This window comes from Tenacibaculum soleae (assembly GCF_001693415.1).
GTDB lineage: Bacteria > Bacteroidota > Bacteroidia > Flavobacteriales > Flavobacteriaceae > Polaribacter > Polaribacter soleae.
The window spans coordinates 1,456,500-1,472,663 of record NZ_MAKX01000001.1; the positions used below are offsets into that span (position 1 = coordinate 1,456,500).

Sequence of the window (16,164 nt, forward strand, 5' to 3'; positions counted from 1 at the left end):
TTTAATTACAATGACGTTCTCCCCAATTATTTAATTTATTTCATAGCGTATAAACGCTTGTTATTGGTATCTGGTTTTATGTGTTTTAGGTCTCCGTAAGGTTTTGTTAAAGGTTTTAACACACATAAAACTGATGTTTTTCCTTTAATAAGTAGTTTACTCCCTTTTATTTTGTAAGTCCATCTGTATTTTTCTACTGGAATATTTAACTTATTTATTTTTACCATTAAGTCATCATCATTAGCTATAAAATCCATAATTTCTTCTTGCATAACAAAGGTTGGTATTTCATTATCTGAATGTAAATAATCAAGCTCTAAATTAATAGGGATATTAAACTGTTGTGTGTATGGCTCGCCGATGTAACGTTCTCTTTCATTTGTTAAGGCCGAAAACCAATCTATTTCTTTTTCATTTGGATATTTTTTTGCAATTTCTTTCGATAAATCTACTGTGCCTGGCGAATTAGCTGTTGGATAAAATATATAATATGGTTGCGCTAAATAATGGTTAGAAAACTCACCTCCAAAAATGTTAAAGTAAGGAGAGGCAACTATTTGCGGAACTTTATCAGTAGAAAATACTCTTTTTAAATTAGTTAATAATTCATCTTTTTTTCCCAATCCATTTGAATGAAATACAATTTTAGTATTTGAATTAATTCCTTTGTTTAATTTTGGAAGCGATTTTTTATTAATACTTTTTTGTAATGATTCCGTTGTAATTTTGTCACCATTTATCACCGTTTCAAGATTCATACCTTTAAAAGGATTACTGTAATTAACGATATGAATATCACCATACGGATTTTCAGTAGCATTTTTATTCATCCAGGTTATAATTTCTTCCAACGAATATTCTTCGTTGATAACACGGTAGTTTTTTTCTTTAAAATAAGCCCTTGCGCTATCGTAAAATTTACCATCACTTTTATCGTATCCGGCAATAAATACAATTGGTTTTCTAGAGGTTACATTAATTTCTTTTGCGGTTTCTTCTTTTTTAGCAATATTTCCCAGCTCTTGTGTATTTTTTTTTGTTTCATCACAACTTGTAAATGTTCCGATTAGTAGTAGTAATCCCATTACTATGCCTACTTTTAAAATGTGTTGTTTCATAGGTTTTATTTTTGAGGTTATTATTTATTATTGTTGTAAAATGATGGTTACATTTTTCTCTAAATTAAAATTTGTAGATAATTTATTTAAAATGTTAGGCAAGTTCCTGTCACTAAACCATTGACCATTTTTTTGTTTTTCAACAGAAGCTATTAATCCGTTGTTATTTATCTGTAATTTTAAGCTGTTGTATTTACTTAAATACATTTTTAATACTGATGAATAATTGTTGTCTGACCACATAATACTTGTTTTATACAGTCAAAATTAGGGAGGAAGTAAGGTGTAATTTGAAGTTAATTAGAATTCGTAGTAGATAAATTAGAATTCGTTGAAAAGGTGGCTATATAACTTAATTTATGCTTTTTAATTTACTCAAAGTAGGCATTAAAGTAGTTGTTGCTTAAGATACTTTTAAGGTTATAAATTACTAAATGTTTAAAAAGTTCATCTTTATTATACAGGTCAAATAAGTTATTTTCTTTAAAGACAAGGTTGTCAATTCTAAAAAAATAAATTTTAACTATTAATTTTAAGTTTACTTCTGGTTTGATATTACCAGAGATTTGTGCTTTTTTTAGTAGATTGTATACTGTTTTATTAGATAATTCTTCAATAAATACGTCAAACAAAGCACTTGCTTTTGGGTAGTATTTATTTAAACCAAAAAGAAAAGAGGGGTTAAAGTATTTTAAATACTCAAACCCTCTTTTATAAATTAATACAACACATAAAATAGGGTCGTTATTGTTTTCTTCAACAACATTATTTATATCTTGCCTATATTCATTTAATAAACTATCTAAACTAGAAGTAACTAGTTCTTCTTTATTATTAAAATAAGTATAAATTGTTTTTTTAGAAATACCAAGCGTATTTGCAATTTCATCTAACGTTACTTGTTTGCTTCCGCATTGGGTAAATTTAGTGATAGAAAATTTTAACAAATCTGCTTTAGTAATCATAATAATTTATTTATTTCCAACCTCCACCAAGAGCTTCGTATAAATCTACAATTGAAATCAATTGTTGTAGTTTACTGTCTATAATATTAAGTTCAGCACTTAATACGCTTTGCCTTGCTGTTAATAGATCTAAATAATTTGCATATCCATTTTTAAGTAAAATTTCAGAATTATTTTCTGCTTTACGTAGTGCTTCAACTTCATTTTTTCTAAATTCAAATTTTCTAACTTCAGACTCATAAGAGAATAAAGCATTTGAAACTTCACTACCAGCAATTAATAAAGTTTTTTTAAATTGAAGTAAAGATTGCTCTTGTTGTGAAAGTGCTACTTCTTTTTGTGTCTTTAACTTTCTCTTATTAAAAATAGGTTGTGTTAAACCTCCAATGATGTTTGTAAATAGAGAATTTGAGCTAAATAGGTCATCTATATCTAAACTTTGAAAACCACCAGCTGCTGTAAGTGTTAATGATGGGTATAAGTTACTTTTAGCTACATTACTTAACTCAAATGACTGAATTAATCCAAATTCTGCAGCCATTACATCTGGTCTATTACTTAGCAATTTAGAAGGTACACCAAGAACAATTTCTTGTTCTATTTTCTGAAGATCTAAAGTACCTCTCTTAAAATTTTGAGGTGTTTTTCCTAATAGAATACTTAATGTGTTTTCAGTTTTAAAAATAGCACTTTCTATATCTACTTGTAAAGTTTTTGCACTATTGTATTGTGCAATATTTTGGTCTACAGCAACTTGAGTTACTTGACCAGCATCTTTTAATGCTTTTATAGTTGTAACACCACTTTCTCTTGTTGCTATGGTTTGCTTTGTTATTTTTAATTGTTCATCTAAAGCTAAAAGATTGTAATAAGTGTTTGCAATACTAGAGATTAATTGTGTTTTTACTAATTGATGACCAGCAACACTTTGCAAATAAGCTGCTTGCGAAGCTCTTTTATTGCTTCTTATTTTTCCCCAAATATCTGCTTCCCAAGATAGATTTGCAGTTAAATCAAACTGATCTGTAGATCTATCTGTTAAAAAAGCTCCAAATTGAGTGTTTTTAGATTGCATTTGATGTGTCCAGTTTGTTCCTATGTTTACAGAAGGTAAATAGCCTGCTTTACCTTGTTTAGCATAAGCTTCTGCAGATATTATTTGTTGTAAAGCAATACGAACGTCCATATTGTTTTGTAAACCTTCTGCAATATATTGTTGAAGGTATTGGTCTGAAAACAATTTTTTCCAAGATACATCTGCAATAGACACGCTATCTTTAGGTAAATTTTCTGTTCTGTACAGTGCTTCAGTTTCAGTATTTAATTCTGGTCTTACGTAATCTTTTGCTACAAAACAGCTTTGTAGTATAAAGGACATTGTAATTAAAACAAGTCCTTTTTGAAGATTATTTTTCTTTATAATTGATTTCATCTTTTTTATTCTTCTATTGTTTGTACTGCTGGTTTTCCAGAAATTTTTTCTTGTAACCATTGAAATAATATAAATAAGATAGGAATTACAAAAACTCCTAAAATAGTACCAATAAGCATTCCTCCAGCTGCTCCAGAACCAATTGAGTTGTTTCCTTCAGAACCAACACCTTTTGCTAACGCTAATGGCATTAAACCTAAAATAAAGGCAAAAGAGGTCATTAAAATTGGACGTAAACGTGATTTTGCTCCAAGGATTGCAGCATCAACAATACTTTCACCATTTTTTCGCCTAGCTAGCGCAAATTCTACAATAAGAATGGCATTTTTGGCGAGTAGTCCAATAAGCATAATCAATGCAATTTGGAAATAAATGTTATTTTCTAGCCCTAAAAATTTAGTGCTTATATACGCTCCAAATACACCAAATGGTAATGATAAAACAACTGCAAATGGTAGTAGGTAACTCTCATATTGTGCACTTAATAAGAAGTACACGAACAAAATACTTAAAGCGAAAATAAATGCTGTTTGGTTACCTGCATTAACTTCCTCACGTGTTAAACCAGAATAAGCAACGGTATAATTACTTGGTAATTTTGCAACTTCTTCTTCAATAACTCTAATAGCATCACCTGTACTATAACCGTCATTAGTTGCACCAGAAATCATTGTAGAATTGAATAAGTTAAAACGAGTTACCGATTGTGGACCATACACTCTTTTTAAAGTTACAAACTGTGTAATTGGTGTCATTTCTCCAGATTCAGTTCTTACATACATGCTATTTAACGCATTTTCATCTGCTCTATCTTCTGGTAACGCTTGAATATACACTCTAAATTGTTTTCCAAATCTAGAGAAATCTGAAGTATAAATTCCACCTATATATCCTTGTAGTGTTGAAAATATACTAGTTACAGAAACTCCTTTTTCTTTTGCTAAAGGCACATTAACTTCCATTTCGTATTGAGGATAGTTTGTGTTGAATGCAGATGTTGCATATTTAATTTCTGGGTGACTCATTAATGCCATAGAAAACTCTTTATTAGCCTTATCTAAATCTGCAAATTCTCCTCCGAACTTATCTAATAAGTTAATTTCGAAACCAGAAGAGTTTCCAAAACCACGAATACTTGGTGGAGAAAAGAAAATGATGTTTGCGTCTGGAATTCTTGATGCTACACCAAATAATTTACCTGTAATAGCTTGTGCTGAAAGTGATGGGGCTGTTCTATTTGCCCAATCTTCTAGTTTTATAATTCCAAAACCAAAGTTACTACCAGCTCCACTAATTAAACTTCTACCTTTAATAAAGTTTACCGCTACAATACCATCGATACTTTCAATTTTATCATATAATTTTCTAGACACAGCATCTGTTCTGTCTAAAGATGCTCCTGGTGGTAATTCTATATTAGCAAAAATAATTCCTCTATCTTCATTAGGTACAAACCCGGTTGGAGTTGTAGACGAAGCCCAAAAGATTCCACCAATTGCTATTAACAATAGCAAAGCAGAAACAAATTTTCTTTTATATAAAAATTGTAATGATTTACCATAACGTTCTATAGTTGCGTTAAACCCGCGGTTAAATAAAGTATAAAAACGTTTTAGTGGACTTTTTCCTTTTAACGACGCGTCTTCTTTATGTTCTTTTAATAGTAAAGCACATAATGCGGGACTTAATGTTAATGCGTTTACAGCTGAAATTAGAATGGCAATAATTAACGTTACACCAAACTGCTCATAAAAAACACCTGTTGGTCCTGTTACAAAAGTTACTGGAATAAATACAGCTGCCATTACCAAAGTAATTGAGATAATTGCTCCAGAAATTTCGTTCATTGCAGTAAGTGTCGCTTTTTTTGGGTTCTTTTCTCCTTCGTCCATTTTAGCATGTACAGCTTCTACAACTACAATGGCATCATCTACCACAATACCAATTGCTAATACTAAAGCGAAAAGCGTTAATAAGTTAATTGAATATCCAAAAACACTCAAGAAAAAGAAGGTACCAATAATTGAAACAGGCACTGCAATTGCAGGAATTAATGTAGATCTAAAGTCTTGTAAAAAGATAAAAACTACTAAGAAAACTAATAAAAAAGCTTCTAATAAGGTGGTAATTACTTTATCAATTGAAGCGTTTAAGAATAAACTTGTATCATAAGGAACAAAAACATCTAATCCTTCAGGTAAATCTGCTTTTACTTGTTTTAAAGTTACTTTTATGTTTTCAATAATTTCTTGTGCATTAGATCCTTTAGTTTGAAAAATCCCCATAAAAACAGCAGGGTTTCCTTTACTCATGGCGTTAGATGCGTAAGATTGTGCATCTAATTCAATAGTTGCCACATCTTTTAAACGTAAAAACTCTCCGTTTCCTAAGGCTTTAATTACAATATCGCTGTATTGTGCTTCATCTTTAAAACGACCACTATAGGTCAATGTATATGAAAAAGACTCTCCATTATTCTGACCTAAAGATCCTGCTGCTGCTTCTAAATTTTGTTCAGTAATTGCTTTAGAAATATCAGAAGGAATTAAGTTGTATGATGCTAATTTTTCTGGATTTAACCAAATACGCATTGCATAATCTTGCTGAGAAAATACACTTACATCACCAACACCACTAATACGTTGCATTGCTGGTATAACGTTAATTTTTAAGTAATTCTGAATAAAAGTAGCGTCGTAATTATCGCTTTCTGAATACATAGAAATAAACATTAAGGCACTCGTTTCTTGCTTTTGAGTTGTAATACCTGTTTGTATTACCTCTTGTGGTAATAAAGGTGTTGCTCTAGATACACGGTTTTGCACGTTTACTGCAGCAATATCTGCATCAATTTCTTGATCAAAATATACTGTAATTTCTGCGGTACCGTTGTTAGAGGCTGTAGAGGTAATGTATGTCATACCTTCTACACCATTAATTTGCTCTTCAATAGGTACAATTACACTCTCTAATACAGTTTCTGCATTTGCTCCTGTATAATTTGCAATCACTTTTATTGTTGGTGGTGCAATATCTGGGTATTCTTCTATAGGTAAGCTAGTTATACTAATGACTCCTAGTAAAACGATGATAATAGATATCACTGTCGAAAGAACGGGTCTTTCAATAAATGTTTTTAACATGACTAATATGTTTGGTTGTTATTTAATTTCTGAATAAAGTTGCAACTGGTTTTATAGCTTCTTCAAAAGAAGTTTCTAATGGAGAAATTTCCATTCCATTTCTTAGTTTTCCAACTCCAGAAATTATAATTTTATCATTTGTAGTAATTCCAGATTCTACCACATATAAATTATCTACGGTTCCTTTTACTTTTAAAATGGAAGTTGCTACTTTATTACCTTCTCCAAGTTTAAATATCATAATATTTCCTTGTTGTTCAAAAGTTGCTGACTGAGGAACAACAATTGCATCTTTATATTCTATAGGAAATCTTATTTTACCACTGTTACCGTTGGTTAAAATTTCATTAGGGTTGTTAAAAATTGCTCTTATCTTAATAGTACCTGTATTTTGGTTTATTTGACCCGTGCTAGTTTGAATACGTCCTTTTTCAGAATATTCTTTTCCATTAGCTAAAATCAAGCTTAAATCTGGTGAGTTTTTAATCCGTTCGGCTTTATTTTGACCTTCAGATCGTTGTAAATGATCGATGTATTGTGCTTCATTAAAACTAAAAAAAGCATAAACTTTATCTATTTCACTAACTGTTGTTAATGCTTTAGCATCATTTGGGCTAATTAAAGCTCCTTCTCTAAAATTGATAGCACCTACATAACCATCAATAGGGCTTTTAATAGTTGCGTAACCAATATTGGCAGAGACACTACTTAAGTTTGCTTTTGCTTGCGCTAAGTTTGCTTTTGCAGTTTCTAATTGAACCGCACTTATAATGTTTTTTTCTACAAGCGGAATTAATTTATTTACTTCTACTTGGGCAACATTAACCCTAGCTTTTGCTGCTCCAGCATCTTGACTTAAAGATTGCGTTTCTAACTTAAATAACATTTGTCCTTTACGTACTTTTTGACCCTCATCTACATATACTTTTTCTATATATCCAGATGTTTTTGCTCTTACATCACTATTTACTATTCCTTCTATTGTTGCAGGATAATCTGTAAAACCAGTTACGGTTTTTCTTTCAATCTGTGAAACAGGAAATGAAGCAAGAGGTGCTTTTACTGCTACTTTTTTTTGTTCTGTTTTTCCACAGCTTACTATAATTAAGGTTAAACTTAACATTAATATGTTATATATTCTATTTGTAATCATTACGTTGTTTTTAAAAATCGAATTTTTTTTCTATTATTTTTATTCTTAATTCTTCTATTGAAGCTGTTGCTCCGTCGATAAATTTGATATAGTCATTATGAAAATTCAAATCAAATTTTTCTTCTTTTTTTTCTATTGTATGTTCGTTTATACTTTTTTTATATTCCTTTATTTCTAAATGTAGTTCTCTTACTTCTTGCCATTCACTTATAAGGTTATCTATGTGTTGTACTACCGAATCTTTATTGATGACAAAATATTTTTTACGATCACCAGTTTTTGTAAAGTATTCTATCTTGTTTAAATCTTGTAAATGATTAAGGTGTGTAGAAATTGTGCTTTTACTAGCGCAAAGAATGGTTACCATTTCTTCAAAAGTTGCGCCTTTTTTTCCTGTTAAAATAACATAAGCTAAAATACGAGCAGCAACAGGAGCTAAGTTTTCTCTATTTTCTAAATGAACTCCAAGTTTTTCAACTAGTCGCATTTTTTCTTCGCAAATTTCTTTCATTTCTATTTGTTTTACTACTGTATTTTGAATAGAAATTATTCACCTACAGTAAAATTCTATGCAAATATAATATATTAGTTCGGAACAATCCGAACTTATCGAAGTTTTAGTTTATTGCATTATAAATATTATTTATAATTGAGTAATTAAGACCTGAATTATTAAAAGCATCATGTCTTTTCTTAAGAAAAGACATGATGCTTTGATTAGGTGTGAGAATAAATTATAGGGATTTATTTAAAATAGATTTTCTGTTTAATAACAATCAGTTTTTATCTGCTTGTTATTTTTGAATTTACTTAATGGAGTATTTAGTTGTTTTAAACTAATAGCTTCTAAAACAGCCACAACACCATTCATCATAGCAATAGAACCGCAAATCATAATGGTTCCATTATTTTTTAATGTGGATGCAATTAAGGTTTGTTGCTTTAAAATAAGATCTTGAACGTATTCTTTATTTTGCTCTTGTGAGTAAGCAATGTGAATATTTTCTTTATTTAAATTTGTTAAAAACGGTGCATACATTTTTAAAGATTCTTTAGTTCTTCCTCCCCAAAATAAATGGGTTTTTGAAGTGTTTTGTAACATTCCTAAAAAAGGCGCAATACCTGTTCCGTTTGCTATTAAAATTGTGCTTTTTGATTTTTTGGGAAGATGAAAAGTCTTGTTTTTTTCAATGTTAGCAAGCAATGTATTTGCTATTTTAAGATTGAAAAGTAAATTAGAACATACTCCAAATTCGTGTTTTTTAATACTTAATAAAATGTCATCATTAATTTTTCCGACAGAATATAAGCGTTTCAGGTTATCTTTTTTAGGAGTAATGGCTAATAAATCTCCAGAAGAAAAATGTAATTTTTTAGAAGGTTGTAAACGAATTAAAAATGAGTTGTCGATATTTAAATTTGTGATAGATTTTACTGTAAAAGCTTGCTGCTTTTTTGGTTTAATAAGTTTTTGCTTTAACGCTAATTTAATTTCAGTTATTTCGTTCCATTGGTTTGCCCAGTTTTTAAAATCGCTGAAATTTTGATTATTTATTTTAAAAATAGGTAGAATAGGAGAGAAGTTATTTTTCTTTTTTAGTTGCTCATCAATAGTAATTGCAAATTCACAATAATTAGGGTATGCTAATGAACCAAATCCAATAACAGCATATTTTATAGGGTTTGGTTGTTTAATTTTTGCAGTTAATTTTAAAAAGTTAGTAGCATTTGCAGGCGGATCTCCTTCACCATAAGTGGCAGTTAAAATAATTAATTGTGTCGCTTTTTTATAGGTTGAGTAGTTGTTTAAATGATCAATAAAAACTGATTTTTTATTAACAGTTAAAGCTTTAAATAAAGAAATAGCCATGTTAAAAGTGTTACCACTTTCTGATCCGACAAGAATTATGATTTCTGCATTTTCTTTCTTAAAAATATTTTTTGGTAATTTACTTTTCCGCTTTTTTGCAATAGTCATAGCAAAACCAGAGTAAATAAAAAATAGAATTGCAATACAAGATAAGAGTAAAATTATAGACCAAATAATAGTACCACGACCGGTGTGTAAAAACAAACTCAAGTTTGATAGTATTTTTGTTAAAGGAAGCTTTTTTTCGCTTATAATTTCACCAGAATATTGATGAATAATCAACTCTTTATTTTTTAGTTTTAAGAAAAAATAATCTTCGGGATCATCAGAAAATGGAAATTCAATACTTTTAACTTCACTTAATGATGTGTTGGTGAATATAGGAAATTTGTCAATCGCAATTTTTTTATTTGAAGAAATCTCTGAAAAATCAAAAGTATGTTTGATGTTGGTTTTTGGTAAAAGAGAAAATTTTTCTAAAGATAAATATACGGCTGTTATCGTGATAATTAAAATAGGAATTAAGGTAAAGCGGCCCAAAATTATATGGTAATATTGATTAAAATCATCTTTAATGATTTTAGAAAAAAACCGTGTAATTCCACCTTGTCTTTTAATGATAAGAATACTACCAGTAAGGGTAATTAAAAAGAGCAACAAAGAAAAGAATCCGACTAAAAATCGTCCAGTAGATTTTAAAAATAAAGAGCGATGTAAATTAGTTGTCCATTTAAAAATCGATGCTTTAGAAACGACTCTACTTATTTTTTTACCCGTATTAGGATTAATGTAAAAAGTTTTATTTTTTCCGTTTTTGGTAATTACTGCAGCGGTCACAAAATTATGTTCATTAACTTCTAAAGTAATTACTTCTTTGTACTCTTTTTTTAAGGATGAAATTGTTTGAGAAAGTGTAACCTCATTTGTTTGTACAGCATAAGGTTTTAACTGATTTGATATTGGTTCGAAACTTAAAATAATACCAGTTACAGCAGCAATAAATATAAAAATAGATGAAGATATAGCCAAAGCTAAGTGGCTATATCTCCATACAGAAGTTGTAATTTTCATTAAATGTTTTTTGTAAATTATTGAGGAATCATACGGATGTAGCGTATAAATCCTTTTCCTTCAACTTTACTTTTTACATTTTCAGTAGTAAGTTCAAACTCAACATCATCTTTATAGTATTCCTGATCTTCAACGGCAGATTCGAATCTGATTTTGTAACCGTTATTTATTTTGTTATTCGGTATTTTAAGAACACTAATAGTTCTGTTTCCTCCACTAACAGTTGCGCCTGTTATAGCGTCAATATCAGCCCTTTTTTTACCTTGAAACTTCCACCATTCGGTTATGTCAGAATACCAATCTTCATCGTCACCTTGCACGTATAAAGTTTCCTCATATTCTCCTTTAGGGTTTATTAAAGAAACGGTAATATAAGCACCTTCACCTGTATAATTTTTTAATTGAATCATACATTTATAAGTTGCACTATTTGAAGTAGTAAAAGCCGTTACTCCAAATGCTAAAAATAAAATTAGAAATATTTTTTTCATGTTATTTGTTTTATTTTAAAAAGCTAATATCCGTATTTTTTAACGATTCATTTTCTTTAGCTAAATCATATAAAGTTTCATCAAAATCTGTTTTTACAGTTTTATCAGCTCCTTTACTAAGTAATAATTTTATGATTTTATCATTTTTAGCAATTAGAACTGCTTCTTGCAAAGCTGATAAGCCTTTGTTGTTTTTTGCGTTGATATCAATTTTATAATCAGCTATAAAGTTTAACATAGCAATACTTTGTTTTTTAATGGCTAAATGAAATAACGTGTTTCCGTTTTTTTGTGCTTGTTTAACACGCATTCCTTTAGCTTTTAAAAGTGTAAGTTTTTGTTGAAATTCTTTTGTTTTTTTAGAGTTAAAGGTTTTAAATAAATGATAATTTAAGTTGTTACCTTTGGTGTCAACAATAGTTGCGTTTGCTCTTTTTTCTAGTAAAAATTTAACGACCTCTGAATTGTTTCTTAAGCTATTGGTAAGCGCAGATTTTCCTTCATTGTTAGTATGATTTATATTTTTAGTTTTTGAGGCTAACAATTGTATAACTTCGAAAGAATTTCTTCTTGTAGCATTAATTAAAGGAGTATTTCCACTGTTGTCAATTTGATTAGCATTAACTCCTTTGTTTAAAAAGTAGTTATAAACGTTAATATCTTTATTACCATAAGCAATATTATGAAGTGGAGTTATACCATCATTATTGGTAACGTTAGGATTGATACCTAAATTTTCTAAATATTTAATAAAACTTAAAGGGTTATAGCCACTTCGTGAACCGATGGTTGATGCTAATATAGCATTATCTCCATTAGAACTAAGTTTCTTATAAGAGACTCCTTTTTTTATTAATAACTCTAGCATTGCTTTGTTGCCTTTGTATGCCGTGTAATTAAAAACCCCATTGCCGTGGTTATCTTTACTATTAAGGTTTAACCCTTTATTGATAAAATAATCTACCAGCTTAAAATCTTTTAAATGACCAATTAATAATAATAAGGCATTCGCACCTTTTTCGTCAACATCCGTTTTAATATCAATACCATTTTTGATAAATAAATCATATATATCTGTATTGGTTTGTCCTGCAACAGCAGCAAAAGTTAATGGTGAAAAGTTATGAGAATCTTTTAAATCTAACCTTGCTTTGTTCTTTATTAAATATTTAACCAATTCTAAATTACCTTTATAGGCTGCCCAAAACACATAAGTTCTTTTATCATGGGTTAGTTTATTAACATCATTACCCTTTATATTTAAAAGGTGTTTAATAACTGTATTTGAAGCTTCTGCTAAAATAGCATTGGTAACCGCATCAAATCCGCTAGGATTTAATGCGACTGCGTTATTGTTTTCTTTTATTTTTTGATTAATAATAGTAACAGTTGGTTTTGTTTTCCAAAAGGCACGATCAAAAAAGATGTTTTTTGTTTGTGCTTGTATTATACTTGCTATAAAAACAAGTAATAGTGTTAAATTTAATTTTTTCATTTATTCTTTATTAAAATTTATAACGTAAAGTTGCTCCGTAGCTAGTAGGTTGAATTCTGTTCAAATATACAGTACGGTAAGCATTATACCCCACCTCATTAAAAATATTGTTTCCATATATATCTAAACTTATTTTTTTATTAAATTTATATGAAGCTTGTAAATTTACAGTTGTGTATGCTTTTAAATTAAAGGGTTTTGTATTTGGCTGTACACCAACATGTGTGTACTTTCTAGACCATACATTATGTGGGCGTTCACCTAAAAAGTATGCTCCGGCTGCTAATGATAATCCATCTAAAGAATTATTGAATGCATATCTTGCCCAAAAATTTGCGGTATGTTTGGGTGTGTTTATTGGGCTTGAGTTGTAATAATAATCTACATGATCTTTGTATTTTGCATCTAAATATGAATATCCACCAATAATTTGTAAGTTAGGTAATACACGACCAATTAATTCGACCTCTACACCGTTTCTTGTATCTTCACCACCTTTAGTAAAATATCCTAAGCTATTTCCTGAAGCATCTAATACTTCTAAATTTAAGTTTTTACTACTTGTAAAAAATGTAGTTATGTTAAAACGTAAAGCATTATTAAACCAAGTAGATTTTATTCCTGTTTCTAGTTGGTCCCAACGTTCGGTACCTAATTCGTTACCGTTAATATCTGTGTAAAAAGAGGTCATAGGATTAGAGCTACTAGCATACGAACCAAATACAACAATGTTTTCATTAGGTTTAATATTAAAACCAACTAAAGGGTTAAAAGCATTATCACGTTTAGAGCCTGCTAATGTTCTTCCTAAAAAGTTACCCTTTGTTCTTTCTAAAGAGCTGTAACGTAAACCTAAAAATACATCTGCCCAAGAGTTGATACTAATTTTATCTTGAATGGTAAACCCATATGATTTTGTTTTAGAACCTGAAGCTCTTGCAGGGTTTAAGGTAACACTAATTCCTGAAGGTAATTTATTGTCAATAGGACCTGTAAGGTCTATTACGTCAACATAAGGATCAGCTGTTGTGTAATTAGTTGTGTATGCTGTGTTATCAAATTCATTAGTTCTATAATCTATTCCTATTTGAAATGTATGTTTTAATGATCCGGTTTCTACATCTTTGCCTATTAAATCTAATTGAAACACACTATTATTGTCGTCTCTACCACTAGCATAATACTCTCTATAGCGTTGTTCATCTGTTAATTGATCTAATCCATTTCGAGGACTTGCTTGAAAAGCGTAAGAAGTTTCGGTATATGTATTTAAATTAGATGTAAAATAACCAGCTTTTAGAGTTAATTTATCGCTAATTTTTCTGTCAAAACGAATAGCATAAGTTGTATTAAGGGTACTGCTTCTGTCTGAATCAAACCCCATAAAGCGATCGTTTGATAATTTATAAATGTTGTTAACATCATAACTACCTATGTTTATGGTTCCTTGGTCAGGCGTACGGCTATCATCCATATAATCCATTTCTAAAATAATAGATGTTTTATCATTTGGTTTCCACGCTAAAGATGGATTGATGTATAAGCGATCAGAGCTTACGTTTACACGATAACTATCTGCTTTATCATAAGCACCAGCAACTCTAAAAGCTACTGTTTTTTTCTTATCTAAAGGACCATAAAAATCAAAAGTAGGGCGTAGTTTACCGTAGCTACCAGCTCTTAAACTAACTTCACCGCCTTCATAAAATTTAGGGGTTTTTGTAACTACGTTAATTACACCACCTGCAGAACCTAAATCGCCGCCTAAACCTTGACTAATGGCTGATATTCCTTTTAAAACTTGTATGTTATCTACACCAGCCATATCAGTAATAACACCGGTTCCTCTAAAATCAGAATTAATACGAACTCCGTTTTTTAGTATTGGAATACCTCTATAACCTCTTAACGACATACTTTCTTTAGTGTTACCATAGGTAGCAAAGGTGTATACACCAGCTACGTTTTTAGTAACATCACTAAGACTTAATGCATTTTGTTGATCAATAAGTTTATGCGATAAAACAGAAATACTTTGTAATTGTTCATTAGGTGCTAACGGTAATCTTGTAAGCGTTTCTAGTTTTTCAGCTCTTTTATTACGTGCTCCAAAAAGTTCAACTTCTTCCAACTGAGTGTCAGATTTTAAAATAAAAACTATATTATTTACATCTTTTTTTACAGTTATTTTTTTTGATAAAGAGGTAAAACCTACAGCACTTGCGGTTATTGTATAATTTGAAAATGGGATGTTTTTTAAAACAAAAGTTCCATCTTCTTTTGTTTCAGTACCTGCTGTTGTCCCTTTTATATAAACATTAGCATAAGGTATTATATTGTTGTTTTCTGATTTTACAATTCCTTTTAAGGTTGCTTGGCTAAATGCTGTTTGAATACAGCTACATATTAATAATACTATTGTAAAAATTCTCATTTTTTTTATTTGAGAGGTTATTTAAAAATTATTTTTTAACGAAAGATTCAATTGTTTCGTTGATAGTTTCTTCTTTGGTTATTTTATCAGAAAATAAATGCTTGTACAACGGTTTGTTTTGTACTTTTTTTTCTAATGAAAGGTTTTTGTTTCTTCCATAAACTTCATCCCATTTGTTTCTAACCAATTGCCATTTGTTGGTGTTTTTTAACCACCAATTTTGAGCAGCTTTACACTTGCTATCAGCAACTTTAACGTAGGTGTTGTATCCTTTTTCGTTAGCTAGTACAATATCTTTTTTACCTGGTTTTCTAATAATTTTTTTGTTGTCTTGATCGTGTACCCATCCGTAGTTTGTAATTTCATGGCGGTTTCCTCTTTCGGTTACATTATAGTCGCTACGCTTTGTGTATTCTCTACGTGGTAAAGGCGCGTCTGTAGTATTTTCCCAATAACTTTTTCCGTCTACATGTACCCAAGATCCTGAACCTTCGTAACGCGGACTGTCATCAACTTGATATACTTTTTGTGTCCATTGTTTTTTTACATCAGCTTTTGTTTTCTTTTGATAAAGCCAATTATTATCACCATTAAACATGTAAAAATCTTGATTTTGATATGCCCAATCTTGTCGCCAATGTTTTACAATATGTGGTTTTGCAGGATTACCAACTTGTAATAAATGCTGAATTGAAATGTTGTTTTTACCATCTTCAATTAATTGTGCCCATTCTAAACCCTTAGCAATTTTTGTTTTTGATGGTTTATATAAAGAATCTTTACTGTTGTTAAAAGTTTCAGCAAAATTGAAAGTAACTTCAAAACAACCGCACATTTTTTTTATAGCTGCTTTGTCTTTTGTTTTTTTACTTTGAGCATTTATTGTTAAAGCAGTTAATAATAGCATGCTTCCTAATAATACTTTTTTCATTTTATGATTTATTTTTAGTTGAATTATTTTTTTGACAAAAATATAAATTTTATTTAGATTG

Annotated in this window: 12 protein-coding genes; all 12 read right to left on the minus strand. The window is 29.8% G+C overall.

Going from position 1 to position 16,164, the window contains the following annotated elements; translation table 11 throughout:
• Positions 1-35: 35 nt before the first annotated feature.
• The 12 genes from BA195_RS06980 to BA195_RS07035 all read right to left on the minus strand — a co-directional run bounded on the left by BA195_RS06980 (position 36) and on the right by BA195_RS07035 (position 16,103).
• Positions 36-1,118, minus strand: coding sequence for a hypothetical protein (locus BA195_RS06980; protein WP_068703757.1), 1,083 nt, complete (start codon positions 1,116-1,118; stop codon positions 36-38).
• Positions 1,119-1,145: 27 nt separating this feature from the next.
• Positions 1,146-1,361, minus strand: coding sequence for a hypothetical protein (locus BA195_RS06985; RefSeq protein ID WP_068703759.1), 216 nt, complete (start codon positions 1,359-1,361; stop codon positions 1,146-1,148).
• 128 nt (positions 1,362-1,489) lie between these two features.
• Positions 1,490-2,083 carry a TetR/AcrR family transcriptional regulator gene (locus BA195_RS06990; RefSeq protein WP_068703761.1) on the minus strand — a complete coding sequence of 198 codons (594 nt, stop codon included), beginning with the start codon at positions 2,081-2,083 and terminating at the stop codon, positions 1,490-1,492.
• Between the two features lie 10 nt (positions 2,084-2,093).
• On the minus strand, positions 2,094-3,515 hold the full coding sequence (locus BA195_RS06995; protein WP_068703998.1) for an efflux transporter outer membrane subunit: 1,422 nt from the start codon (positions 3,513-3,515) through the stop codon (positions 2,094-2,096).
• Between the two features lie 5 nt (positions 3,516-3,520).
• On the minus strand, positions 3,521-6,658 hold the full coding sequence (locus BA195_RS07000) for an efflux RND transporter permease subunit (RefSeq protein WP_068703763.1): 3,138 nt from the start codon (positions 6,656-6,658) through the stop codon (positions 3,521-3,523).
• A gap of 22 nt (positions 6,659-6,680) precedes the next feature.
• Entirely contained in the window at positions 6,681-7,811 is a 1,131-nt protein-coding gene (locus BA195_RS07005; RefSeq protein WP_068703764.1) for an efflux RND transporter periplasmic adaptor subunit, read from the minus strand.
• 10 nt (positions 7,812-7,821) lie between these two features.
• Positions 7,822-8,322 carry a GbsR/MarR family transcriptional regulator gene (locus BA195_RS07010; RefSeq protein ID WP_068703766.1) on the minus strand — a complete coding sequence of 167 codons (501 nt, stop codon included), beginning with the start codon at positions 8,320-8,322 and terminating at the stop codon, positions 7,822-7,824.
• 255 nt (positions 8,323-8,577) lie between these two features.
• Positions 8,578-10,752: a PepSY domain-containing protein gene (locus BA195_RS07015; protein WP_245662326.1), complete on the minus strand. Its 2,175-nt coding sequence runs from the start codon at positions 10,750-10,752 to the stop codon at positions 8,578-8,580.
• A gap of 17 nt (positions 10,753-10,769) precedes the next feature.
• Positions 10,770-11,243, minus strand: coding sequence for a DUF2271 domain-containing protein (locus BA195_RS07020; RefSeq protein WP_068703768.1), 474 nt, complete (start codon positions 11,241-11,243; stop codon positions 10,770-10,772).
• A 10-nt stretch (positions 11,244-11,253) separates the two neighbouring features.
• Positions 11,254-12,738: an ankyrin repeat domain-containing protein gene (locus BA195_RS07025; RefSeq protein WP_068703770.1), complete on the minus strand. Its 1,485-nt coding sequence runs from the start codon at positions 12,736-12,738 to the stop codon at positions 11,254-11,256.
• A 10-nt stretch (positions 12,739-12,748) separates the two neighbouring features.
• Positions 12,749-15,172, minus strand: coding sequence for a TonB-dependent receptor (locus BA195_RS07030; RefSeq protein ID WP_068703772.1), 2,424 nt, complete (start codon positions 15,170-15,172; stop codon positions 12,749-12,751).
• A 28-nt stretch (positions 15,173-15,200) separates the two neighbouring features.
• The gene (locus tag BA195_RS07035; protein ID WP_068703774.1) at positions 15,201-16,103 is read right to left on the minus strand and encodes a DUF6607 family protein; all 903 of its coding nucleotides are present in this window, start codon (positions 16,101-16,103) and stop codon (positions 15,201-15,203) included.
• Positions 16,104-16,164: the final 61 nt, after the last annotated feature.